This is a genomic window from Alloyangia pacifica, assembly GCF_003111685.1.
GTDB lineage: Bacteria > Pseudomonadota > Alphaproteobacteria > Rhodobacterales > Rhodobacteraceae > Salipiger > Salipiger pacificus_A.
Genome location: NZ_CP022189.1, coordinates 669717 through 692820, shown reverse-complemented (window position 1 = coordinate 692820; position 23104 = coordinate 669717). Strand labels below are relative to the sequence as shown.

Genomic DNA, 23104 nt, shown 5'->3' with positions numbered 1-23104 from the left:
TCGGCTTGAACCTGCGCGGATTTTGACTAGGTAAAAGGGATCATTTCGGAACTGCCGCATGATCCAATACTCACTCAAATGCGCGGATGACCATCGCTTCGACAGTTGGTTCCAATCCGCCAGCGCCTTCGACAAGCTGCATGCCGCGGGCATGGTTGCCTGCGCCGTCTGCGGCACGCCAAAGGTGGAAAAGGTGCTCATGGCCCCGCGCGTGAACAGCGGCGCCGCGCGCCCCGAAAGCGCGCCGACCCCCGCCAAGGAAAAGCCCAACCTCTCCGAGCCCTCCTCGCCCGCCGAGCAGGCGCTGCGCGCGCTGCGCGAGCACGTCGAAAAGACCTCGGACTACGTTGGCCGCGATTTTGCCCGCGAGGCGCGCGCCATGCACAGCGGCGATGCTCCGCACCGCCCGATCTGGGGCGAAACCCGAGGCGACGAGGCCAAGGCCTTGATCGAGGACGGCGTGCCCGTGGCGCCCCTGCCCTTCATGCCGACACGAAAATCCAACTGAAAGACATGCCATGACCCTGCTGATCACCGGCGCGAACCGCGGCATAGGCGCGGCGCTCGTAAAGACACTCTCGGCGCGTGGGCACGAGGTGCTGGGCACGGCGCGACACACCCCCGGGCTGCTGCCGCTCGACGTGAGCGACCCGGCCTCGCCGAAGGCACTGGCCGAGCACCTCGGCGAGAGCAAGCTCGACGCGCTGATCTGCAACGCCGGGGTCTACCTCGACAAGCCGGAACCGCTCGACACCGGCTACCCGCCCGAGATGTGGGCCGAAATGTTCGCGGTCAATGTCACCGGGGTCTTCCTGACGGTGCAAGCGATGCTGCCGCTGCTGGAACGGGCCGAGACGCCGAAGATCATGATCATCTCCTCGCAGATGGGCTCGAACGCGCTGGCCAAGGGTAACGCGCTGATCTACCGCGCCAGCAAGGCCGCGGCGCTGAATCTCGGCACCAACCTTGCCGCCGCGCTGAAGCCGCGAGGCATCGCCGTGGGCATCTATCACCCCGGCTGGGTGAGCACCGAGATGGGGGGCAGCGGCGCCGAACTCACCCCCGAGCAATCCGCCGCCGGGCTCGCCGATCGGCTCGACGCGCTGAGCCTTGGGACCACGGGCTGCTTCGAAACCTGGGACGGCCGCGCGCACGCCTACTGAGCGCCCGGAGCGCCGCCGGACCCCGGCGGCCGCGCTCTCGCAAAGCCGCAAACGAAGAACCGCGAAGCCCCGGCGGCCCCATCTTTTCGAATATGCCAGAATGCTCCGGACCCACGCAGTGATCGCTCGCGGCGGGCGCGCAATCCCCTTGCGCAGCCCCGCCCCCCCAAGTAAAGCACCGCTGATTCAAAGGACCATGCCGGGGAGGCGCCATGCCCGTTCTCGTGATGAAATTCGGCGGCACCTCCGTCGCCACGCTTGACCGGATCCGCCGGGCCGCCAAACGCGTCGGCGTCGAAGTGGCCAAGGGCTACGACGTGATCGTCATCGTCTCGGCCATGTCGGGCGAGACCAACAAGCTCGTCGGCTACGTCGAGGAGACCTCGCCGCTGTTCGACGCGCGCGAATATGACGCCGTCGTCTCTTCGGGCGAGAACGTGACCGCCGGCCTGATGGCGTTGACGCTGCAGGAAATGGATATCCCCGCGCGCAGCTGGCAGGGCTGGCAGGTGCCTCTGCTGACCACCTCGGCGCATAGCGCCGCGCGGATCGAAGGCATCCCCCCCGAGAACATCAACCGCAAGTTCGCCGAGGGCATGAAGGTGGCCGTGGTTGCCGGCTTCCAGGGCATCAGCCCCGAGGGCCGGATCACCACGCTGGGCCGGGGCGGCTCGGACACCACCGCCGTCGCTTTTGCCGCAGCCTTCGAGGCCGAGCGCTGCGACATCTACACCGATGTCGACGGCGTCTACACCACCGACCCGCGGATCTGCGAGAAGGCCCGCAAGCTCGACCGCATCTCCTTTGAGGAAATGCTCGAGCTGGCCTCGCTGGGCGCCAAGGTGCTGCAGACCCGCTCGGTCGAACTCGCCATGCGTTACAAGGTGAAGCTGCGGGTCCTCTCCAGCTTCGAAGAACAGTCGGACGACGCCGGGACGCTCGTTTGCGACGAGGAGGATATCATGGAATCCAAAGTTGTGGCCGGTGTGGCCTTTTCGCGCGACGAGGCCAAGATGACCCTCGTCACCATCGCAGACCGTCCGGGCATCGCCGCCGCGATCTTCGGCACGCTGGCAGATGCCGGCGTGAACGTCGACATGATCGTGCAGAACGTCTCGGAAACCAACTACAAGGGTCATGAGGGCGGCGTCACCGACATGACCTTCTCCTGCCCGGTCAACCAGGTGAAGCGCGCGGAGAAGGCACTGGCCGATGCGCAGGAAGCCGGCACGCTGACCTTCGACAAGCTCGAATCGGAAACCGAGGTCGCCAAGGTCTCGGTCGTCGGCATCGGCATGCGCTCGGCGGCCGGTGTGGCCGCGAAGATGTTCAAGGTGCTCTCGGACGAGAACATCAACATCCAGGTCATCACCACGTCCGAAATCAAGATCTCCGTGCTGATCGAACGCAAGTACATGGAACTCGCGGTGCAGGCCCTTCACGACGCCTTCGAACTCGAAAGGGCCGACTGACCGGAGGCGGCCCGGGGCCTTCCGGCTTCCCGCGCACCCCGAAAATCATCGATGGCGGCGCCTCTCGGGGCGCCGCTTCTTTTATTGGCTAGGGCGACAGTTCTTTTCCGCGCCTATATGCGCGACAATCTTCCCGGAAATACCGCTTTGCCGCGGCGATCCCTTCTCAAAGGCGCGGAAAGGCGCGGCAAATGGTCGTTTCAACGCGCGGGAATTCGACCGTCCTATTTGATCCCGTTTCCTTTCTTCGGGCAAACCGCATATAGCTGATCCCAAGCGGAACGGAATGAAGACGGGCAGCAAAATGCCGGATGGCACGGAAAGCGAAAGCCGCAAGCTTCTGGGGCGGCTGAGAGACACGATGGCCGAGGATGCCGCCGGGCAGGCGCGCCTCGACAAGATCATGCATCTGACCGCCGATTCCATGGGCTCCGAAGTCTGCTCGATTTACCTCTTCCGCGACGAGGACACGCTCGAGCTCTGCGCCACCGAGGGCCTCAAAAAAGAGGCCGTGCACCAGACCCGGATGCGCATGGGCGAAGGCCTCGTGGGCCGGGTCGCGCGCAGCGGCAAGGTGGTCAACACCGCCGACGCTCCCTCGGCCAAGGGCTTTCGCTACATGCCCGAGACCGGCGAAGAGATTTACTCCAGCTTCCTCGGCGTCCCGATCCAGCGCCTTGGCGAGACGCTGGGCGTGCTGGTCGTGCAGACCAAGCAGAAACGCGAGTTCACCGCGGACGAGGTCTACGCGCTGGAAGTGGTCGCCATGGTGCTGGCCGAGATGACCGAGCTCGGCGCCTTCGTCGGCGACACCGCGGCGCTGTCGGCCCGCCACACCCAGCCCACCATGCTGCGTGGCGGCACCGGTCAGGAAGGCACCGCCGAGGGCCACGTCTGGCTGCACGAGCCGCGCGTGATGGTGACCAACCTCGTCGCCGACGACCCCGAGCGAGAGCGCCAGCGGCTGGATGAGGCCATCGAGCAGCTGCGCGTCAGCGTTGACGAGATGCTCGCCGGCGCGGTCCAGGATGCCGAACAGCTCGAGGTGCTCGAGGCCTACCGCATGTTCGCCAACTCAAAGGGCTGGCGTCGGCGCATGGAGGAAGACATCTCGCGCGGGCTCTCCGCCGAGGCCGCCGTGGAAAAGGAGCAATCCGCGGCCCGCGCCCGGATGAGCCAGGTCGCCGACAACTACCTGCGCGAGCGGCTGCACGATCTGGACGACCTGTCGAATCGCTTGCTGCGCATCCTCACCGGACAGGGCAAGGACACCGGCGCCTCGATGCCCGCCGATCCCATTCTCGTTGCCCGCAGCATCGGCCCCGCCGAGCTGCTGGACTATGGCCGCCAGCTGCGTGGCATCGTGCTCGAGGAGGGCTCCGTCGGCAGCCACGCCGCCGTCGTCGCCCGCGCGCTGGCGATCCCGCTGGTGATCAACGCACCGCGCATCACCACCGAGGCGCTGAACGGCGACCACATCATGGTCGACGGCGATCAGGGCGTGGTGCACCTGCGCCCCGACGACACGGTCGTCACCGCCTTCCGCGACAAGATCGCCATGCAGGCCGAGGCGCAGGAACGCTATGCCTCGATCCGCCAGAAGCCCGCGGTCTCGCTCTGCGGCAAGCGGATCAGCCTCCACATGAACGCGGGCCTGCTCGCCGACCTGCCTTCGCTCGAGAACTCCGGCGCCGAGGGCGTGGGCCTCTTCCGCACCGAACTGCAGTTCCTGGTGCGAAACAAGATGCCCTCGCGGACCGAACTGGTCGCCGTCTACAAACGCGTCATCGAGGCCGCCGAGGCCGCCGGCGACAAGCCGGTGATCTTCCGCACGCTCGACATCGGCTCGGACAAGGTGCTGCCCTACATGAAGCCCACCGACGAGCCCAACCCGGCGCTCGGCTGGCGGGCGATCCGCGTCGGTCTCGACCGGCCCGGCGTCATGCGCATGCAGCTGCAGGCGCTCCTGCGCGCCTGCGAAGGGCGGCCGCTGACGCTGATGTTCCCCTTTGTCGCCCAATGGGAAGAGTTCCGCGCCGCCCGCGCCGAGGTCGACAAGGCCATCGCCACCGAGCGCAAGCTCGGGCACGTGGTGCCCGAGAAGATCTCGGTCGGCACCATGCTCGAGACCCCGAGCCTCGCCTATGCCTCGAACAAGTTTTTCGAGGAGGTCGAGTTCGTCTCGATCGGCGGCAATGATCTCAAGCAGTTCTTCTTTGCCGCCGACCGCGAGAACGAGCGGGTGCGGCGGCGCTACGACACGCTGAACGTCAGCTTCCTGACGTTCCTCGAGCAGATCGTGCAGCGCTGCTCGGCCACCGGCACGCCGCTGAGCTTCTGCGGCGAGGATGCGGGCCGACCGATCGAGGCAATCTGCCTCGCCGCCATCGGGCTGCACCGGCTGTCGATGCGCCCGGCCTCGATCGGGCCGGTGAAGAGCCTGATCATGCGCACGGATCTCGACGCGCTTTACGACGTGATCTGCGACGCCCGCGAGCGCGGCGAACAATCGGTGCGCGGCGCCGTCATGGAGTACATGCGCTGGCAGGGATGAGCCGTGGCGGAGCGCGCCCAGTTTTTCCCGCGCCATGCCCCCGTCCCGGTCGGACCACGAGGCTCGCCCGGCGCATCGGTCCCCCGCACCCCGGGCGATAGTGGTCGTGCGCGCATCTCCGGCCGTTCTGGCACGGGACGCTCCCCGCGCCTTCTGCGCGGGTGCTGCGGCGCGGATTACACCACGCCCCGAGCACCTGATAAGCCATTAACCTTGCGAAGTGGTTAAGCGCGCAGCGCCAGCTTTTCCTGCAGAGCGGCCACCAACTCGGCGCGCGGACGGCCGCTCTGCTCGGCAAGCCGCAGCAGGCCGAAGTGCACATGCGCCATCTGCTGGTAGTAGCTGGTATAGGCATAGTTCGTCGCCGCCCCCGCCGCCGCTCCGAGCACCGGCACGGTCTGCGCCGCCAGCTTCTGACCCATCGCCGTCGCCAGCCGCGGCGCCACCTTGCCGATCAGCCCGTGGACCGTCGCCCCGGTGAGCGTGACCCGTGTGGCAAGGAATCCCAGGTCCGCGCCATCATCTGCCTCGAGCGGTCCAGCCGAGGCAAAGACGCTGAGGCACTCGCGCTTGATCTCGGGCATCTCGGGGTCGAAGCCGTATTCCGCCGCGATCCCCTGGATCGCGCGCAGCAGCACCGTCACGGTCACCGGCAACTCGGCCAGAGCGGTCGGCAGGCCCCCGGCGCCGCCCGCCGCGCCCATGGCGGTCGCGAGCGCGGTGTTCAGCCAGCCCTTCTGGTCGGGTACGGCGCGGCGCGAGCCCGTGGCGGCCTTCAGCGCCAGCTCGAGCGCCTTGGCGGTGCTTGTTTCGAGCCGCTCCTTCACCCGGTCGGGCAAGCGTTCGAGCAGGTTCTCGGCCTGACCGCCGATGATGTTGAGCACCTGCAGCCCGACCCCGCCCGCGGCCCGGTGGCGGCGGGCCAGCGCGGCGATCTCGGCGTCGATGCTGAGGGGAACGAGCTGCGTTCCGGAAACGGGTGCGGTCATGGGCGGCCTCCTTGGGTCTCCCCTAGAAGATCGGCGCGCCCCGCGGGAAATCAAGCCTTGCGCATGACCTCGCCGGTGACGCCCTGCCAAGCGCCCGGAAGCAGCTCCAGCGCCAGAACCCGCTCGGGGTTGGTCGGCGGAGGCATCTGGACCCCCTCGATCTTGGAAAACCCGAAGCGGCGGTAGTAGGGCTCGTCGCCGACCAGCAGCACCCGGCCCCATTCCAAGGCCCGCGCCCGTTCCAGCGTATCGCGGATCAGCGCCGCGCCCAGCCCTTCGCCCTGCGCCGTGGGATGCACCGCCACCGGCCCCAGCAACAGCAGTTGCGCCGCGCCGACGCGCACCGGCCAGTAACGGATCGCCCCGCCGATGCTGCCGCTGTCGTCCTTGGCCACCCGGCAAAGCTCGGAGACCGGGGCCACCCCGTCGCGCAAACGGTAGGAGGACAGCAACTCGCGACCCGGCGCGAAGCACAGGTCGTAGAGCGCCTCGACTTCCCAGCGATCATCCGGGCGTTCCTGATGCAAGCTGTACAGAGACCCGGTCTCCCCCGTGGCGTTTCGGACGAATCCGCCCTATCACGGGTCTGACAGTCGCGCAAACACCTGAGAGGACAGGCATGTTCTATCGCCCCGAAGACGGCCACGGGCTGCCGCACAACCCGTTCAACGCCATCGTCTCGCCCCGGCCCATCGGCTGGATCTCGACCCGCGGCACGCTCGGGGACAACCTCGCGCCCTACTCTTTCTTCAATGCCGTGGCCTATGTGCCGCCGCAGGTGATGTTCTCCTCGACCTCTGCCAAGGAGGACCGCGAGGGCACCAAGGACAGCGTCGCCCAGATCCGCGAAAGCGGGGTCTTCTGCGTGAATATCGTGGAATACGCGGCGCGCGACGCGATGAACCTCAGCTCCGGCCCCTGGCCCGCGGGTGAGGACGAATTTGCCCTCGCAGGGATCGACAAGGCCGAGTGCGAAACCATCGACTGCCCGCGCGTCGCCGGGGCGCCAGCCTCGCTGGAATGCAAGGTGACGCAGATCGTGAGGCTCGAGGGCGCCACAAACTTCGCCGTCTTCGGCGAGGTCACCGGCGTGCACATGCGCGACGACTGCCTCGTGGACGGGCGGTTCGACGTGACGACCTTCCAGCCGCTCACCCGCCTCGGCTACCGCGATTACTCGGTGATCCGCGAGGTCTTCGAACTCAAGCGCCCCGGAGAGTAAGCGCCGGCTGGCTCAGCCCCGGCGGCGGTAGCGGAACACGCCCGAGCCCTTGGCGATCAGCTCACCGGTCTCATCGGTGACGGTGCCCTCGGCGAAAAAGGTGCTCTTGCCACCGCCGGTGCGCGCGCCCTCGACGATGAGCCGGCTGCCCTTCGGCCGCGACAGGTACTGGACGTTGAGCGAGAGGGTGAGCGCCATGAGCCTGTCCTGCGGATCGCCGGTCCAGCAGCCCGCGTAGCCCATGGCCGTGTCGAGCATCGAGGCATGCACCCCGCCGTGCGGGTTGTCGTGGCGGTTGAGATGCTCCGGCCCGAGCTGCACTTCGAAGCGCGCGAAATCCTGCCGCCAGCCGGTCATCTCGATGCCGAGGTGCGACAGGTAGCCCGAGGGCGCCTCGGTGATGGGCATCTCCGCGCTGTGCTTGTCCATGGGGCTCTCCTGCTCTGTCGCGCCGTTCTCGGCGCTGCGCGGCCCAGCGTCAAGCCATGCTCCGCCCGGGTCGATCAGGCGAGCCGGTCAGACGGGGACATCAGTCGCGCAGTTCGAGGAAGGTCACCCATTGCGCCACGAGCGCCGGCTGGTCGCGCCCCTGCCCCTCGATCTCGATCTCCACGTCCCAATGCACGGTGAGCCGATCGTCCCCCTCCTCGACGCCGCCGACGGTGAAATGCCCGCGCACCCGCGAGCCCACCGGCACCGGGGTGACGAAGCGCACCCGGTCGAAGCCGTAATTGACGTTGGCGATCTGCCCGGGAAAGGGCGGCACGGCATCGGCGCACATGGCCGAGAGCAGCGAGAGCGTCAGGAACCCCTGCGCGACGGGCGCGCCGAAAAGGAAATCTGCGGAGCGCTCGGGGTCGGAATGGAAAAATTTCAGGTCCCCGGTCACCTCGCCGAAGCGGGCCACGGTCTCGGCGTCAAGCGTGAACCAGCGCGAGACCTTCGGCTCCATCTGCAGAATGGCCTCAGCCGGCATGGCACGCTCCCCCGTTCAGTGCTTTCTCGCGCTGCATCCCGTCTCCCGATCGGTGCGAAATCCCGAGGCAGAGTGGCGGATCGCCCCCACCGATGGCAAGGGTAAATGCCGGGCGCCTGCCAGATGAGCAGCTCAGCCCGCCGCCTCCTCGCCCTGCATCTCAAGCTCGAGCGGCACCGGCGCGCCGCCGAGATCGTCCACCCGCAGCGGCCCCGAGGGCCGCGACAGCCGGTTGCGCACCACCCAGTAGAGCCGGTCAGAGGCGCGGGTGACCGCGACATAGGCGAGCCGCTTCCACAGCGGCTGGCCCGCCTCGACCCGCCCCATGCGCGCCGCCGCATAAAGATCGGGACCGAAGACCTGCACGTTCTCCCATTGCGAGCCCTGCGCCTTGTGGATGGTCACCGCGGCGCCATGCAGAAAGGTCGCCCCCATGCGCGCGGCGAAGGGGATGAAGGGCTCTTCCTCGTCGGGCTTCTCTATCTTCACGATCGACGCGGCCGAGACCTGCGGATCGGGCGCACCAATGACGTGCAGCCGCGAGAAGCCGGGCTTCTTGCCCGGCCCAAGATAGACCACCTGCGCGCCCTTGATGAGCCCGCGCGCTTCCAGATCGAGCCGCTTCTTGCGGTGCTTGAGCGGCAGCTCGATGCCGTCGCAGATCAGCGGCTCGCCGGGCAAAAGCTCGGTCTCGGGCGCGCCATGCACGGCGCGGAAGGCGTTGATCAGCCGGATGCGCGTGGCGTTGCGCCAGACCAGCACCGGTGAGCGCGCCATCAGGTCGACCTCGACCCGCTGGCCCCAGACCACGCGATCGTCCTTGGCGGCCATCTCCTCGACCAGCCGCTCGAAACGGTAAAAATCCACCTCCGGGTCGGCTAGCGCGTGGGCGAGATCGAGAATCGGGCTCGAGGCCTCCTGCCGGTGGATGCGGCTGAGTTCCATCTTGCGGTCCTCGGGCACCGCATCGAAGACCATCTTGCCCGACTGGTTCACCGGCGCCAGCTGCGCCGGGTCGCCGAAGAGCAGCAGGTTGGGGAAGATCTCCTGGAGATCCTCGAACTGCCGGTCGTCGAGCATCGAGGCCTCGTCCACGAAGCCGATGTCGAGCGGCTCCTCGCGGCGCTTCCAGCCGGTGATGAAATCGCTGCCGCGCAGCCCCGCCGCGGCCAGCGCGGCCGGTACCGAGCTGTGGCTCTGGTAGGCGGAATACGCGCGGTCGAGCGCCTCGGGGGTCAGCGTGTCGATCTCGGGCCGCTCCTCGTTGCCCATCAGCCACTCGGCGATGCGCTCGTAGACCGGATCATAGACCGGGGTATAGAGAATGCGGTGAATGGTTGTCGCTGGCACGCCCCGCATCCGTAGTACCGAGGCGGCCTTGTTGGTGGGCGCCAGGATCGCAAGCGTTCGCTTCTCGCGCTTCTTGCGGCTCTCGAAATCGCCCGAGACAACCTCGCAGCCCGCGTCCTGCAGGGCCTTGCTCAGCTCGGCTAGCAGCAATGTCTTGCCCGAGCCGGCCTTGCCCATCAGCGCCATGACCTTCGAGAGCCCCTCGCGGGCGGGCTCGGTGGTGCCTTCATCCAGATCGACGCCGGCACCGCGCAGCATCTCGGCCACGCGGTCCCAGGCTTCGGCCTGATCCTCGGAAAAACTGATCGCGGGCGCCGTCATGGCGCGACCCTACAAGAGCCGCGCGGCGCGCACCAGACGCGCGCCAGCTTTTCCGTTGTCGCCTGCGGGAGTTTTGCGGGGCTTCGCCCGGCGGGCCGCGCAGAACCGCCTCCGGCGGGCGCATGTGTCAACGAGAAGGAAGAAGGGGGCGGCACGCGCGACCCCCTTCTTCTTCCAGGTCCAAATAGTCAGGGGGAGGCGCGCGCAGCGCGGCGGGGGGTGGAGCCCCCTCCTCCATGTCCTGCCGCGCCTTGCCAGGCGGCGACAGTGCCCCTCCCCTCATTCCAGCTCGATCAGCAGGTCCTTGGCGTCGATCTGGCCGCCCGGCAGCACGTGCACCGCCTTGACCGTGGCGTCGCGCTCGGCGTGCAGGCCGGTCTCCATCTTCATCGCCTCGATGGTGAGCAGCAGGTCGCCTTCCTTGACCTTGGACCCCGCCTGCACAACGATGGTGGCGACAACGCCCGGCATCGGCGCGCCGATGTGGTTGGGGTTGCCCGCCTCGGCCTTGGGCTTGGCGCCGCTCGCTGCCTTGGCCTTGCGGTCGGGCACGCGCACCGCGCGCGGCTGGCCGTTCAGCTCGAAGAACACCCGCACCTCGCCGTCGTCCTGCGTGTCGCCGACAGTGATGAGGCGGATCTCCAGTGTCTTGCCGGGGTCGATCTCGGCGGTGATCTCCTCGCCCGGCTGCATGCCATAGAAGTAGGTCAGCGTCGGCAGCACCCGGACGGGGCCGTAGTCCTCGTGCCGCGCCACGTAATCGGTGAAGACCTTGGGGTACATGAGGTAGCCGTTGAAGTCCTCGTCGTCGAACTCGACGTCCTCGAACTTCGCGTCCAGCTCAGCGCGCAGCTTGGCGAAATCGGCGGGCGGCAGGTGCTTGCCCGGGCGCTCGGTGTTGGGCGTCTCGCCCTTCAGCACCTTCTTGACGATGCCCTCGGGGAAGCCGCCCGGCGGCTGGCCGAGGTTGCCGCGCATCATGTCGATCACCGAGTCGGGAAAGCTGACGTCGCTTTTCGGGTCCTCGACCTGCGCCCGGGTGAGCCCTTGGCTGACCATCATCAGCGCCATGTCGCCCACGACCTTCGACGAGGGCGTCACCTTCACGATGTCGCCGAACATCATGTTCACGTCAGCATAGGTCTTGGCGACCTCGTGCCAGCGCTCTTCGAGCCCCAGCGAGCGCGCCTGCGCCTTGAGGTTGGTGAACTGCCCGCCCGGCATCTCGTGCAGATAGACCTCGGACGCCGGGGCCTGCATGCCCGATTCAAATGCCGCGTATTGCCCGCGCACCGCCTCCCAGTAGTTGGAAACCTCGCGGATCACATCGACGTCGAGCCCGGTGTCGCGATCGGTGTGGCGCAGCGCCTCGACGATCGAGCCCAATGTGGGCTGCGAGGTGTTGCCCGAGAGCGCGTCCATCGCCGCGTCGACCGCGTCGACGCCCGCTTTCGAGGCTTCCATGATGGTGGCGATGGCGGCGCCCGAGGTGTCATGGGTGTGGAAGTGGATCGGCAGGCCGACCTCTTCCTTCAGCGCCTTGATCAGCGCGCCGGCGGCGGAGGGTTTCAGCAGGCCCGCCATGTCCTTCAGACCGAGGACATGCGCGCCGGCATCACGAAGCTCCTTGCCCATCTCGACGTAATACTTGAGGTCGTACTTGGCGCGCGCCGGATCGAGGATGTCACCAGTGTAGCAGACGGTGCCCTCGCAGATCTTGCCGCTCTCGATCACCGCATCCATGGCGACGCGCATGTTCTCGACCCAGTTGAGCGAGTCGAAGACGCGGAAGACGTCTACGCCGCTCTCGGCCGCCTGCGCCACGAAGCTCTGCACCACGTTGTCGGGGTAGTTGGTGTAGCCGACGCCGTTCGAGGCGCGCAGCAGCATCTGCGTCAGGATGTTGGGCATCTTGGCGCGGATGTCGCGCAGCCGCTGCCACGGGCATTCCTGCAGGAAGCGATAGGCCACGTCGAAGGTCGCCCCGCCCCAGCATTCCACCGAGAAGAGCCCGGGCAGGTTCGCCGCATAGGCCGGGGCCACCTTGATCATGTCGATCGAGCGCATCCGGGTCGCCAGCAGCGACTGGTGACCGTCGCGCATGGTGGTGTCGGTGATCAGCAGCTGCTTTTGCGCCGCCATCCAGTCGGCCACGGCCTGCGCGCCCTTCTCTTCCAGCAGCGTGCGGGTGCCCGGCGGCGGCGTCTCTGCGCGCAGTTCGGGCGCGCGGGCGGGCTTCAGCTCGGCATGCGGCTTGGGGCGCCCCTGCACCTCGGGGTGCCCGTTGACGGTGATGTCGGCGATGTAGGTCAGCACCTTGGTGCCGCGGTCGCGGCGCTTCTTGAAGTCGAAGAGCTCGGGCGTCGTGTCGATGAACTTGGTGGTGTACTGGTTGGTCAGGAAGGTCGGGTGCTTGAGCAGGTTGATCACGAAGTCGATGTTCGTGCTCACGCCGCGGATGCGGAACTCGCGCAGGGCGCGGTCCATGCGGGCGATGGCCTTCTCCGGCGTCGGCGCCTTGGCGGTGACCTTGACCAGCAGCGAGTCGTAGTAGCGGGTGATCACCCCGCCCGCGTAGGCGGTGCCGCCGTCGAGCCGGATGCCCATGCCGGTGGCCGAGCGGTAGGCGGTGATCCGGCCGTAGTCGGGAATGAAGTTGTTGGTCGGATCCTCGGTGGTGATCCGGGTCTGCAGCGCGTGGCCGGTGAGGCGGATGTCGTACTGGCTGGCCTTGCCGGTGGCCTCGGCGAGGCTCTTGCCTTCGGCGATCATGATCTGTGCCTGCACGATGTCGATGCCGGTCACCTCTTCGGTGACGGTGTGCTCGACCTGCACGCGCGGGTTGACCTCGATGAAGTAGAACTTGCCGCTGTCCATATCCATCAGGAACTCGACGGTGCCAGCGCACTCATAGTTCACATGGGCGCAAATCTTGCGGCCAAGCTCGCAGATCTCCTCGCGCTGCGCTTCGCTGAGATAGGGCGCGGGGGCGCGTTCGACGACCTTCTGGTTGCGGCGCTGCACCGAGCAATCGCGCTCGTAGAGGTGGTAGATATTGCCCATCTTGTCGCCGAGGATCTGCACCTCGACGTGGCGGGCGCGCAGGATCATCTTCTCGAGATAGCCCTCGCCGTTGCCAAAGGCCGCCTCGGCCTCGCGCCGGCCCTCGAGCACCTTCTCTTTGAGTTCCTTCGGCCCCTCGATCGGACGCATGCCGCGCCCGCCGCCGCCCCAGGACGCCTTGAGCATCAGCGGGTAGCCGATTTCTTCGGCCTCCTTGGCGATGGCCTTGAAGTCGTCGCCCAGCACCTCGGTCGCGGGGATGACCGGCACGCCGGCCTCGATGGCCACCTTGCGGGCGCTGGCCTTGTCGCCGAGCGCGCGCATGGTCGCCGCTTTGGGACCGATGAAGGTGATGCCCGCCGCATCGCAGGCATCGACAAACTCGGGGTTCTCCGACAGCAGCCCGTAGCCCGGGTGAATCGCGTCGGCGCCCGACTCCTTGGCCACGCGGATGATCTCGGGGATCGAGAGGTAAGCCGCGACCGGGCCCAGCCCCTCGCCGATGCGGTAGGCCTCGTCGGCCTTGAAGCGGTGGAGCCCGAGTTTGTCCTCTTCGGCGTAGACGGCAACGGTCTTCTTTCCCATCTCGTTCGCCGCCCGCATGATGCGGATCGCGATCTCGCCACGGTTGGCGATGAGGATCTTCTGGAACTCGGGCATCAAATCTTCCTCCTTTGAATGCGAAATGCCGCTCCCGGAGGCATCGCATTCCAAACTCAAGGGCATGCCGCGCTGCAGCGCAAGAGGCTTTGCAAATTATGCTAATGTTAGCGCATGATTTGCAAAGTTGACTTGATCGACGCGACGGGGCCGCGACCTCTTCCCGCGCTTTTGCGACTTTCTCCGGGGTGTGATCTTGCTGTCGAGGGACGCGAATCCCCACGACGTCGCACGCCGAGAGCCTTGATCGGGCCGCGGAGGGCGAGAGGGGTGGCCGCACGATCAATTTGATGAACAAACAAAGAACGCACCTTTCGCAACGCCCTGTGCCGCGCTAAGTTTGGCGCATGAGCAGTTTCGACGACATGGATGCATTCGAGGGGGCCTCGCTGTCGGCGCGGGCCATGGCGGCGCGTCCCGCGCCCTATCTCGACGATCTCAACCCGGCGCAGCGCGAGGCGGTGGAGCGGCTGGACGGCCCCGTGCTGATGCTCGCGGGGGCGGGCACCGGCAAGACCAAGGCGCTCACCTCCCGCATCGCGCACCTGCTGACCACCGGCCGGGCGCGACCAAACGAGATCCTCTCGGTGACCTTCACCAACAAGGCCGCGCGCGAGATGAAGGAGCGGGTCGGCCGCCTGCTCGGCCACGCGGTCGAAGGCATGCCCTGGATGGGGACCTTCCACTCGATCTGCGTCAAGCTGCTGCGCCGGCATGCCGAGCTGGTCGGGCTGAAGTCGAACTTCACCATCCTCGACACCGACGACCAGATCCGCCTGCTGAAACAGGTGATCGCGGCCAACAACATTGATGAAAAGCGCTGGCCCGCCCGGCAGCTCTCGGGGCTGATCGACAACTGGAAGAACCGCGCCTGGACGCCCGACCGGGTGCCCGCTGCCGAGGCTTCGGCCTTCAACAACCGCGGCACCGAGCTTTATGCCCAGTACCAGACCCGCCTGCGCGAGCTGAACGCCTGCGATTTCGGGGATCTCCTGCTGCACGTGGTGATGATCTTCCAGCAGCACGCCGATGTGCTCGAACAATACCAGCGATGGTTCCGCTTCATCCTGGTGGACGAGTATCAGGATACCAACGTCGCCCAGTACCTCTGGCTACGGCTCCTGGCGCAGGGGCATACCAACATCTGCTGCGTCGGCGACGACGACCAGTCGATCTACGGCTGGCGCGGCGCCGAGGTGGGCAACATCCTGCGCTTCGAAAAGGATTTCCCCGGCGCCCATGTGGTGCGGCTGGAACAGAACTACCGCTCGACCGCGCATATCCTCGCCGCCGCCTCCTCGGTGATCCGCGGCAACGAGAACCGGCTCGGCAAGGAGCTGTGGACCGAAGCGCAGGGCGGCGAGAAGGTCCGCCTCATCGGCCATTGGGACGGCGAGGAAGAGGCTCGCTGGATTGGCGAGGAGATCGAGGCGGCGCAGCGCGGCTCGCGCGGGATGCGCGCCTTCTCGCTCGACGACATGGCGATCCTCGTGCGCGCGTCGCACCAGATGCGCGCCTTCGAGGACCGCTTCCTGACCATCGGCCTGCCCTACCGGGTGATCGGTGGCCCGCGCTTCTACGAGCGGCTCGAGATTCGCGATGCCATGGCCTATTTCCGGCTGGTGGTCTCGCCCGAGGACGATCTCGCCTTCGAGCGCATCGTCAACACCCCGAAACGCGGGCTCGGCGACAAGGCGCAGCAGAAGATCCAGCTCAAAGCGCGCGAGCATGGCGTGCCGCTGCTGGTGGGCGCACGCCTTTTGCTGCGCGACAAGGAGATCACCGGCAAAGGCGCGGCCAAGCTTGCCACCTTCGTCGATCAGATCGAGCGCTGGCACGACGTGGCCCGGCAGCAGCTCGGCCTGCCCTCGGAGGTGCAGCAGGACGACGACGACCTTGTGCTGATCGACGAGGACAAGCCGCTGAGCAAGGTGGTCAGCCACATGGAACTGGCCGAGACCATGCTCGACGAGAGCGGCTACACCGAGATGTGGCAGCTCGACAAGAACCCCGACTCGCCGGGACGGCTCGAGAACCTCAAGGAACTGGTGAAAGCGCTGGAAAGCTTCGACAACCTGCAGGGTTTCCTCGAGCACGTCGCGCTGATCATGGACAACGAGACCGAGGAGACCGGCGCAAAAGTGTCGATCATGACGCTGCACGCGGCCAAGGGCCTCGAGTTCCCGGCGGTCTTCTTGCCGGGCTGGGAGGACGGGCTCTTCCCCTCGCAGCGCTCGATGGACGAAAGCGGCCTCAAGGGCCTCGAAGAGGAGCGGCGCCTCGCCTATGTGGGCATCACCCGCGCCGAGGAGCTCTGCACCATCTCCTTTGCGGCGAACCGCCGGGTCTTCGGACAGTGGCAATCCGCCCTGCCCTCGCGATTCATAGACGAGCTGCCCGAGGCACATGTCGAGATTCTCACGCCGCCCGGGCTCTACGGCGGTGGCTACGGCGCGGCCGGCATGAGCGGCGGCTTTGGCGGCGGCTCCGGGCTCGAAACCCGTGCAGCCGAGGCCAATGTCTACAATTCGCCGGGTTGGAAGCGGCTGCAGGAGCGCTCGTCGAGCGCGCGCCCGGTCAGCCAGCCGCGCGAAAGCCGCAACACGGTGATCGACCTGCAAGCGGTTTCGGCCTTCGAGATGGGCGAGCGGGTCTTCCACCAGAAGTTCGGCTACGGCGAGATCATCGGCCTCGAGGGCGACAAGCTTGAGATCAGCTTCGAGAAAGCCGGGGTGAAGAAGGTGGTGGCGCGTTTCGTCACGGCGGCGGATTCGGCGGGCGACGTACCCTTCTGATCAGATCGCCTGCTACGGGAGCTCTGTCCCCGCCGCCGCAACCCCTCCGCCGCGACATCCGAACCCAGAAGAAGGCCCGGGGCAGCGCCCTCCGGGCTTTCTTTTTTGGCAAATGCGGCCGCCGCCGCGTCGCACCTCTCCTCTGCGACCAAGGACATCGCGGCGCGGCGGTTGGGTTTCCGTCGCGTCTTATTGGGTTTTTTCGCCGCGCGGGAAATTTCCCGGAAAAAGGTCATTTTTCCTCTTGCGGAGGTCCGCGGGAAACTCTAAATCGCCCACACCAACAAGGAAGCGGGCGTAGCTCAGGGGTAGAGCATTACCTTGCCAAGGTAAGGGTCGGGCGTTCGAATCGCCTCGCCCGCTCCAGTTGGACCTCCGGCGCAAGTCGGACCGGTGAGAGGCCGGCTGGCTGAAAGGCCAAGGGTCGAAAGACCCACATGATGAATGGTATGCGGGCGTAGCTCAGGGGTAGAGCATTACCTTGCCAAGGTAAGGGTCGGGCGTTCGAATCGCCTCGCCCGCTCCATTCACCACTTTCCCTTCGGAAAATCCTTCAAGATACGACACGAGATTGTCCGGCCGCGGTGACGCGACGCCGGGTGTTTCGCGTCTGCGCGAATGCGCGAACTCCGCCCAAGGCACAGGGCGACCCTAAGCAGAGGGCGACCCTCAGGCCGCCCGGCTCCGGCTCAGAAGGCCTTGAAGGTGAGCGTGGTCAGCGTGCGCTCGATTCCCGGCACCGTGAGAAGGTTCTCGTTGATGAAATGCCCCACGTCGGCACCTTCGGGGATATAGAGCTTGAGCAGCAGGTCCCATTCGCCCGACGTCGAATAGAGCTCGGAATGGATTTCCCGGAGCGCGATCTGGTCGGCCACCTCATAGGTGGCGCCGGGCTTGCAGCGGATCTGGACGAAGACGCAGGTGGTCATGGCGGGCCTCTCGATGATATGCGCGCAAGCTGTCACAGCGCTCCCGCCGCCGCAAGCGCGCCCGGCCTCTCACGCGCGCGCGGGGCTTGGCCTGCGCCCTGCCCCGCCCTATAAGCCCCTGCGAGACATCGAGGAGTATGGTCCATGCGCAAGGCCGAGGTGAGCCGCAGCACCGCCGAGACGAAGATCGAGGTAAGCCTCGATCTCGACGGCACAGGCAGCTACGACATGAAGACCGGCGTGGGGTTCTTCGACCACATGCTGGACCAGCTGGCGCGCCATTCGCTGATCGACATGGTGGTGCGTGCCGAGGGCGACCTGCACATCGACGACCACCACACCGTCGAGGACACCGGCATCGCCATCGGCCAGGCGCTGGCCAAGGCGCTTGGAGACAAGCGCGGCATCCGCCGCTACGGCTCCTGCCTCTTGCCGATGGATGACGCGCTGGTGCGCGCGGCGCTCGACCTCTCGGCGCGGCCCTTCCTCGTCTGGAAAGTCGATCTGCCCACCGAGAAGATCGGCTCCTTCGATTGCGAGCTGGTGCGCGAGTTCTTCCAGGCGCTGGCGACTCACGGCGGCATCACCCTGCACATCGAGGCCATCGACGGCGTCAACTCGCACCACATCGTCGAGGCGGCCTTCAAGGCCGTGGCCCGCGCCCTGCGCGAGGCGGTCGAGCCCGACCCGCGCAAGAGCGACGCGATCCCCTCGACCAAGGGCGCGCTCTGAGCGCTTACGACCGAGCCGAGGGGCCAACCCCTCGCGCTCACCGGGGTCTTTGATCCCACAAGAAACACCCATGACACTTGGGCGGACCCGATGCCCGGACAGGAGGCGAGATGCTGACGGCGATCATCGATTACGAGAGCGGCAACCTGCATTCCGCCGAAAAAGCCTTTCAGCGCATGGCGCACGAGCTGGGCGCGGGCGACGTCGTGGTCACCGACGCGCCCGAAGTGGTTGCCAGGGCGGACCGGATCGTGCTGCCCGGCGACGGCGCTTTTCCCGCCTGCGCAAAGGCCCTGCGGCTCTCGGGCTGTTTCGACGCCATGGTCGAGGCGGTGACCGTCAAGGGCCGGCCCTTCCTCGGGATCTGCGTCGGCATGCAGCTCATGGCCCGTGTCGGCCACGAATACGAAGAAACGCCCGGCCTCGGCTGGGTCGACGGCGAGGTCGAGAAGATCTTGCCCTCGGACACCTCGCTGAAGGTGCCGCACATGGGCTGGAACGAGCTGGTCATCGACCGCGCGCACCCGGTGCTGGACGGCGTGAAGACCGGCGATCACGCGTATTTCGTGCATTCTTACCAGATGCGCATGCTGACCCCCGAGCACCGTCTGGCGCATGTCGATTACGGCGGCACGATCACCGCCGTCGTCGGGCGGGGCAACATGCTCGGCTTCCAGTTCCACCCCGAGAAGAGCGCCGACACCGGCCTGCGGATGATCGGCAACTTCCTCACCTGGGCGCCGTAAGCGCCGCGCCCGGAACGCACCCTCGCATCGGGGCGGCGCGCATTGCAAAGCGCGCCCCGGCGCGGCTATAGGGGGCCGTCACAGAATTTGCGGAGCCGCGCCATGATCCTCTACCCCGCCATCGACCTCAAGGACGGCAAGGCCGTGCGCCTGCTGCGCGGCGACATGGAGAAGGCCACGGTCTTCAACGACGATCCCGCCGCGCAGGCGATGGAGTTCGTCGAGGCGGGCTGCGACTGGCTGCACCTCGTGGATCTCAACGGCGCCTTCGCCGGCGAGCCGGTGAACGCCGCGGCGGTCGAGGCGATCCTCGCCCGCACCAAGGTTCCGGCGCAGCTCGGCGGCGGCATCCGCGACATGGCGACGATCGAGCGCTGGCTCGACAAGGGCCTCGCGCGGGTCATCCTCGGCACCGTGGCGGTCGAGAACCCCGCACTGGTGCGCGAGGCGGCAAAGGCCTTCCCCGGGAAGGTCGCGGTGGGCATCGATGCACGTGACGGACGCGTGGCGACCAAGGGATGGGCCGAGGTCACCGACGTCGATGCGGTGGATCTCGCGCGCAGCTTCGAGGACGACGGCGTGGCGGCGATCATCTACACCGACATCAACCGCGACGGCGCCATGCAGGGCCCGAACATCGAGTACACCGCCGCCATGGCGCGCGCCGTGTCGATTCCGGTGATCGCCTCGGGCGGCGTGTCGAAGCTGGCGGACCTCATTGCGCTGCGCGACTGCGGCGCAGAGCTCAATGGCGCGATCTCGGGCCGGGCGCTCTACGACGGGGCGATCGACCTGAAAGAGGCGCTGGCCGCGCTGAAGGGGTGAGCCGCGCGCTCACCCTGATCCTGCTTGGGGCACTGCTGATCTGCCTGCTGCCCGTCGCGGGCGTTCTCGTGTCCACGGCCATCGCTGAATTGGCAGGCTGCCGCCTCGACGAGGCCGGCAGCTACCCCTGTCTCGTGCTCGGCCATGACCTCGGCGGGCTGCTCAGCACCGTTTTCGTGTCGGGCTGGTTCGCGCTGCTCACCCTGCCCTTTGCCGGGCTCATCGTGATGGTGCTGGGGGCGCTCTGGCTGGTCCGGCTGATCCGGCGCCGTCAGAGCGGCTCGGTGCGGTAGAGCTTCACCTTCAGGCTGCCATGCGCCACCGGCGCGCCGGTCGGCAGGAAGCGCAGGCCGGTGGCCTTGGCCAGCCCCGGTTCGGTGGTGATGATGCCGACGCGCCAGCCCGCGAACCTCTCCTTCAACACAGTGCCGAGCGAGGCGTGCAGCGCGTGCAGCGGGCCCTTTTCGCCGATCCGCGCACCGTAGGGCGGATTGACCATGACAAGGCCCGGAGGCCCCTCGGGGCGTTCCAGATCGGCCACCGGGCGGCAGTCGAAGCGGGTCCAGTCGGTGACGCCCGCGCGCGCGGCGTTCTCGGTGGCAAAGCGCACCGCGCCCGCGTCCCGATCCGAGCCGTAGTAGCGCGAGCTGGGTGCCCGCAGAGGCTCCTGCCGCTTCAGCCCCTTGAGATCGGCCGGTGCAAAGACCGCCAGACGCTCGAAGTCGAAGGCGCGCGCCCGGCCCGGCAGCAGGCCGGCGGCGATCTCGGCGGCCTCGATCGGGAAGGTGCCCGAGCCGCACATGGGATCGAGCACCGGCTCGCTGCCATCGTAGCCGCAGGCGCGCAGGAAGAGCGAGGCCAGCGTCTCGCGCATCGGCGCCTTGCTGACCGCCTGCTTGAGCCCGCGCCGGTGCAGCGGCTGGCCCGAAGTGTCGACGGAGAACGACACGAGATTGTCCTCGATCCGCGCGAGGATGCGCACGCCATCGTCGGCGAGCGGCCCGCCAAGCTCCTCGGTGATGGCGCGCTCGATCCGCTGCTTGGCGGCCCCGGCGTGGTAGATCTTCGACTTGCGGCTCAGCGCCTCGACCCTCACCGGCACGTCGGGCCGCAGGACATCGCCCCAGGGGAACTTGCGCGCCCGCTTGTCGAGCTGGGCCAGATGCACCGCCGGGAAGCCGCCGATGCGGGCCAGCACCCGCGCCGCGCCGCGCAGTTCGAGGTTGGCGCGCGCCACCTCGGGCCAGCCGCCCTGGAACGACACGCCGCCCTGTTCGGGCTTCAGCGGCCCGAAGCCGAGCGATTTTGCCTCGGCCACCAGAACGGGTTCCAGCCCCGGCGCGCAGGCCAGGAAAATCTCGAAGGTCTTGTCCATCACATGTCCCGTCAGAGCAGCTCGAGCACGCGCTCGGGCGGTCGGCCGATCACCGCGCGCGCGCTGGCAAAGGCCACCGGACGCTCGATCAGCTTCGGCGTTTCGGCCATGGCGCGCAGCAACGTCTCGTCGTCGCTATCCCTGCTCAGCCCCGCCGCCTTGAACTCGGCTTCCTTTGTGCGGACCATCTCGATCGCCGGAACGCCGAGCGCGACCTGCGCCGCCTTCAACTCATCGAAACTCGGCGCGTCCTCGAGATAGCGCCTCACCTCCGGCTCGACGCCCTTGGCCTGCAGCAGGGCCAGCGCCTCGCGCGACTTGCTGCAGCGCGGGTTGTGCCAAAGGATCATGTCCAGTCTCCGCGCCCGGTGCCGACGGCGTCCTCGACCGAGGCGAAGCCGTCCCGCGCCAAGAGCGCGTCCAGCCCCTCGGCGATGTCCTGCACCAGCGACAGCCCACCAAAGACCAGCGCCGTGTAGACCTGCACCGCAGAGGCCCCCGCGCGTATCTTCTGGTAGGCCTGCTCGGCCGAGCCGATGCCACCGACGCCGACCAGTGGCATCTGGCCCGCGGTCAGCTCCGAGAGCTTGGCCAGCACGCGGGTGGATTTCTCGAACAAGGGCTGGCCCGACATGCCGCCCGCCTCGGACGAGAAGGGCGAGGAAAGCCCCTCGCGCGAGAGGGTGGTGTTGGTGGCGATCACCGCGTCGACCTTGGAGGCCATGGCGACCTCGGCCACGTCCTTCAGACCCTGCTCGTCGAGATCGGGCGCGATCTTGAGGAACACCGGGATGCGGTCGTCGAGATGCGCCCGCGCGTCCATGACCCCGCCCAGTAGCGCCGCCAGCGCGTCCTTGCCCTGCAGGTCGCGCAGCCGCTCGGTGTTGGGCGAGCTGACGTTGACGGTGGCGAAATCCAGATGCTCGCCGCACCGCGACAGTACCTTGGCGAAATCCGCCGCGCGGTCCTCGCTGTCCTTGTTGGCGCCGAGGTTGAGACCCAGCACCATGCCGCTCGGGCGCTGGACCAGTCGCCGCGCAACCACCTCCATACCCTCGTTGTTGAAGCCGAAACGGTTGATCGCCGCGCGGTCCTCGGTCAGGCGAAAGAGCCGCGGCTTGGGGTTGCCCGGCTGCGGGCGCGGCGTGACCGCGCCGACCTCGACGAAGCCGAAGCCGGCCCGCGACAGGCCCTGCAACGCCGCGGCGTTCTTGTCGAAGCCGGCGGCCAGCCCGATCGGGTTGGGCAGCTTCAGCCCCGCCAGATCGCAGCGCAGGCGGTCCGAGGTGATCAGCCCCGGCGCCGGGGCCATGCCCATCTTCAGCGCCATGATCGCCAGCCCGTGCGCCTGCTCGGGGTCGACCTTGTGCAAGAGCGGCAGACCCGCCTTTTCGAGGAATCTCATCATGCCAGACCGTCCGGAAACTCATGCGCCCCGCCCTCGCCCACCGGCAGCGGACGCGACCACAGTAGCCCGGCCAGCGGCAGCGCGGAATAGAGATGCGGGAAGAGCGCCCCGCCCCGCGACGGCTCCCAGGTGATCCTGTCGCCGAACTCCTCGACCTCATAGCAGAGCAGGTGCAGCCCCTCGACACCGGCGAAATGCTTCGCCGCCGTCTCCCGCACCTGCTCGGCGGTGGAGAAATGGATGTAGCCATCGGCCACGTCGATCGGCGCACCGGCGGTCTCACCCTGCGCCTGCAGCGCCGCCCATTCGTCGGCCCGGAGGATTTTGTAGATCAGCATGCAGGGCTGATGCCGTGGAACCCCGTCCCGGTCAATCCCCGCAGTCAACCCTCATTGGGCGAAACCGCGCTCAGCGTCGGCCCCGGCAGCGCCCCCGGGACGTACATGACGGTCATCCGGGTCACCATTTGGGCTGTGAGCAAGACCCGCGGCAGGTCGCGGACAGAAGGGGGCGCGGCGACAGTT

At 67.4% G+C, this 23104-nt stretch carries 21 protein-coding genes and 2 tRNA genes; 12 read left to right on the top strand and 11 right to left on the bottom strand.

Features of this window, described 5'->3' with window-relative positions:
• Positions 1-58: 58 nt before the first annotated feature.
• From CEW88_RS03340 to ptsP, 4 genes are all read left to right on the top strand, one after another.
• Positions 59-508: a DUF1178 family protein gene (locus CEW88_RS03340; protein ID WP_108964674.1), complete on the top strand. Its 450-nt coding sequence runs from the start codon at positions 59-61 to the stop codon at positions 506-508.
• 10 nt (positions 509-518) lie between these two features.
• The gene (locus tag CEW88_RS03335) at positions 519-1163 is read left to right on the top strand and encodes an SDR family oxidoreductase (RefSeq protein WP_108964673.1); all 645 of its coding nucleotides are present in this window, start codon (positions 519-521) and stop codon (positions 1161-1163) included.
• Between the two features lie 212 nt (positions 1164-1375).
• The gene (locus tag CEW88_RS03330; protein WP_108964672.1) at positions 1376-2635 is read left to right on the top strand and encodes an aspartate kinase; all 1260 of its coding nucleotides are present in this window, start codon (positions 1376-1378) and stop codon (positions 2633-2635) included.
• Positions 2636-2939: 304 nt separating this feature from the next.
• Positions 2940-5189 (top strand): phosphoenolpyruvate--protein phosphotransferase, encoded by a 2250-nt coding sequence (gene ptsP / locus CEW88_RS03325; protein WP_108967514.1) that lies wholly within the window; start codon positions 2940-2942, stop codon positions 5187-5189.
• A gap of 224 nt (positions 5190-5413) precedes the next feature.
• Here the strand turns inward: ptsP and CEW88_RS03320 are convergent, their stop codons facing one another.
• Positions 5414-6178 (bottom strand): EcsC family protein, encoded by a 765-nt coding sequence (locus tag CEW88_RS03320; protein ID WP_108964671.1) that lies wholly within the window; start codon positions 6176-6178, stop codon positions 5414-5416.
• A 50-nt stretch (positions 6179-6228) separates the two neighbouring features.
• The gene (locus CEW88_RS03315; protein WP_370457115.1) at positions 6229-6705 is read right to left on the bottom strand and encodes a GNAT family N-acetyltransferase; all 477 of its coding nucleotides are present in this window, start codon (positions 6703-6705) and stop codon (positions 6229-6231) included.
• A gap of 92 nt (positions 6706-6797) precedes the next feature.
• Between CEW88_RS03315 and CEW88_RS03310 the strand changes: the two genes are divergently transcribed.
• Positions 6798-7400 carry a flavin reductase family protein gene (locus tag CEW88_RS03310; protein WP_108964669.1) on the top strand — a complete coding sequence of 201 codons (603 nt, stop codon included), beginning with the start codon at positions 6798-6800 and terminating at the stop codon, positions 7398-7400.
• Positions 7401-7412: 12 nt separating this feature from the next.
• On the opposite strand, the gene CEW88_RS03305 is transcribed toward CEW88_RS03310, so the two are convergent.
• The 4 genes from CEW88_RS03305 to CEW88_RS03290 all read right to left on the bottom strand — a co-directional run bounded on the left by CEW88_RS03305 (position 7413) and on the right by CEW88_RS03290 (position 13770).
• Positions 7413-7829 (bottom strand): PaaI family thioesterase, encoded by a 417-nt coding sequence (locus CEW88_RS03305; RefSeq protein WP_235940128.1) that lies wholly within the window; start codon positions 7827-7829, stop codon positions 7413-7415.
• Between the two features lie 100 nt (positions 7830-7929).
• Positions 7930-8376, bottom strand: a complete 447-nt coding sequence (locus CEW88_RS03300) for a MaoC family dehydratase (RefSeq protein WP_108964668.1) — start codon at positions 8374-8376, stop codon at positions 7930-7932.
• Between the two features lie 132 nt (positions 8377-8508).
• Complete coding sequence (locus tag CEW88_RS03295) at positions 8509-10047, bottom strand: ATP-dependent DNA helicase (protein WP_108964667.1); 1539 nt, start codon at positions 10045-10047, stop codon at positions 8509-8511.
• Between the two features lie 279 nt (positions 10048-10326).
• A complete protein-coding gene (locus tag CEW88_RS03290; protein WP_108964666.1) occupies positions 10327-13770 on the bottom strand; it encodes a pyruvate carboxylase in 3444 nt (1147 codons plus the stop codon).
• A gap of 347 nt (positions 13771-14117) precedes the next feature.
• Between CEW88_RS03290 and CEW88_RS03285 the strand changes: the two genes are divergently transcribed.
• From CEW88_RS03285 to CEW88_RS03275, 3 genes are all read left to right on the top strand, one after another.
• Positions 14118-16565 (top strand): ATP-dependent helicase, encoded by a 2448-nt coding sequence (locus tag CEW88_RS03285; protein WP_108964665.1) that lies wholly within the window; start codon positions 14118-14120, stop codon positions 16563-16565.
• 291 nt (positions 16566-16856) lie between these two features.
• Positions 16857-16931: transfer RNA gene (locus tag CEW88_RS03280), tRNA-Gly, on the top strand.
• A gap of 85 nt (positions 16932-17016) precedes the next feature.
• Positions 17017-17091, top strand: a tRNA-Gly gene (locus CEW88_RS03275).
• A gap of 163 nt (positions 17092-17254) precedes the next feature.
• Here CEW88_RS03275 and CEW88_RS03270 read toward each other — a convergent pair.
• The gene (locus CEW88_RS03270; RefSeq protein ID WP_108964664.1) at positions 17255-17494 is read right to left on the bottom strand and encodes an Lrp/AsnC ligand binding domain-containing protein; all 240 of its coding nucleotides are present in this window, start codon (positions 17492-17494) and stop codon (positions 17255-17257) included.
• Positions 17495-17638: 144 nt separating this feature from the next.
• Here CEW88_RS03270 and hisB point away from each other — a divergent pair, with 144 nt between their 5' ends.
• The 4 genes from hisB to CEW88_RS03250 all read left to right on the top strand — a co-directional run bounded on the left by hisB (position 17639) and on the right by CEW88_RS03250 (position 20090).
• The gene (gene hisB / locus CEW88_RS03265; RefSeq protein ID WP_108964663.1) at positions 17639-18226 is read left to right on the top strand and encodes an imidazoleglycerol-phosphate dehydratase HisB; all 588 of its coding nucleotides are present in this window, start codon (positions 17639-17641) and stop codon (positions 18224-18226) included.
• A gap of 110 nt (positions 18227-18336) precedes the next feature.
• A complete protein-coding gene (hisH, locus tag CEW88_RS03260) occupies positions 18337-18972 on the top strand; it encodes an imidazole glycerol phosphate synthase subunit HisH (RefSeq protein ID WP_108964662.1) in 636 nt (211 codons plus the stop codon).
• A 102-nt stretch (positions 18973-19074) separates the two neighbouring features.
• Positions 19075-19797 (top strand): 1-(5-phosphoribosyl)-5-[(5-phosphoribosylamino)methylideneamino]imidazole-4-carboxamide isomerase, encoded by a 723-nt coding sequence (gene hisA, locus CEW88_RS03255; protein ID WP_108964661.1) that lies wholly within the window; start codon positions 19075-19077, stop codon positions 19795-19797.
• The gene (locus tag CEW88_RS03250) at positions 19794-20090 is read left to right on the top strand and encodes a hypothetical protein (RefSeq protein WP_108964660.1); all 297 of its coding nucleotides are present in this window, start codon (positions 19794-19796) and stop codon (positions 20088-20090) included. The genes hisA and CEW88_RS03250 overlap by 4 nt, the downstream gene beginning before the upstream one ends.
• Here the strand turns inward: CEW88_RS03250 and CEW88_RS03245 are convergent.
• From CEW88_RS03245 to CEW88_RS03230, 4 genes are read right to left on the bottom strand one after another with little or no spacing between them, the layout of a single operon-like run.
• Positions 20069-21172: a THUMP domain-containing class I SAM-dependent RNA methyltransferase gene (locus CEW88_RS03245; protein WP_108964659.1), complete on the bottom strand. Its 1104-nt coding sequence runs from the start codon at positions 21170-21172 to the stop codon at positions 20069-20071. The genes CEW88_RS03250 and CEW88_RS03245 overlap by 22 nt on opposite strands.
• 11 nt (positions 21173-21183) lie before the next feature.
• The gene (arsC, locus tag CEW88_RS03240) at positions 21184-21522 is read right to left on the bottom strand and encodes an arsenate reductase (glutaredoxin) (RefSeq protein ID WP_108964658.1); all 339 of its coding nucleotides are present in this window, start codon (positions 21520-21522) and stop codon (positions 21184-21186) included.
• On the bottom strand, positions 21519-22577 hold the full coding sequence (locus CEW88_RS03235; RefSeq protein WP_108967511.1) for a quinone-dependent dihydroorotate dehydrogenase: 1059 nt from the start codon (positions 22575-22577) through the stop codon (positions 21519-21521). Before CEW88_RS03235 ends, arsC begins: the two co-directional genes overlap by 4 nt.
• Positions 22577-22918 carry a DUF952 domain-containing protein gene (locus CEW88_RS03230; RefSeq protein ID WP_108964657.1) on the bottom strand — a complete coding sequence of 114 codons (342 nt, stop codon included), beginning with the start codon at positions 22916-22918 and terminating at the stop codon, positions 22577-22579. Before CEW88_RS03230 ends, CEW88_RS03235 begins: the two co-directional genes overlap by 1 nt.
• Positions 22919-23104: the final 186 nt, after the last annotated feature.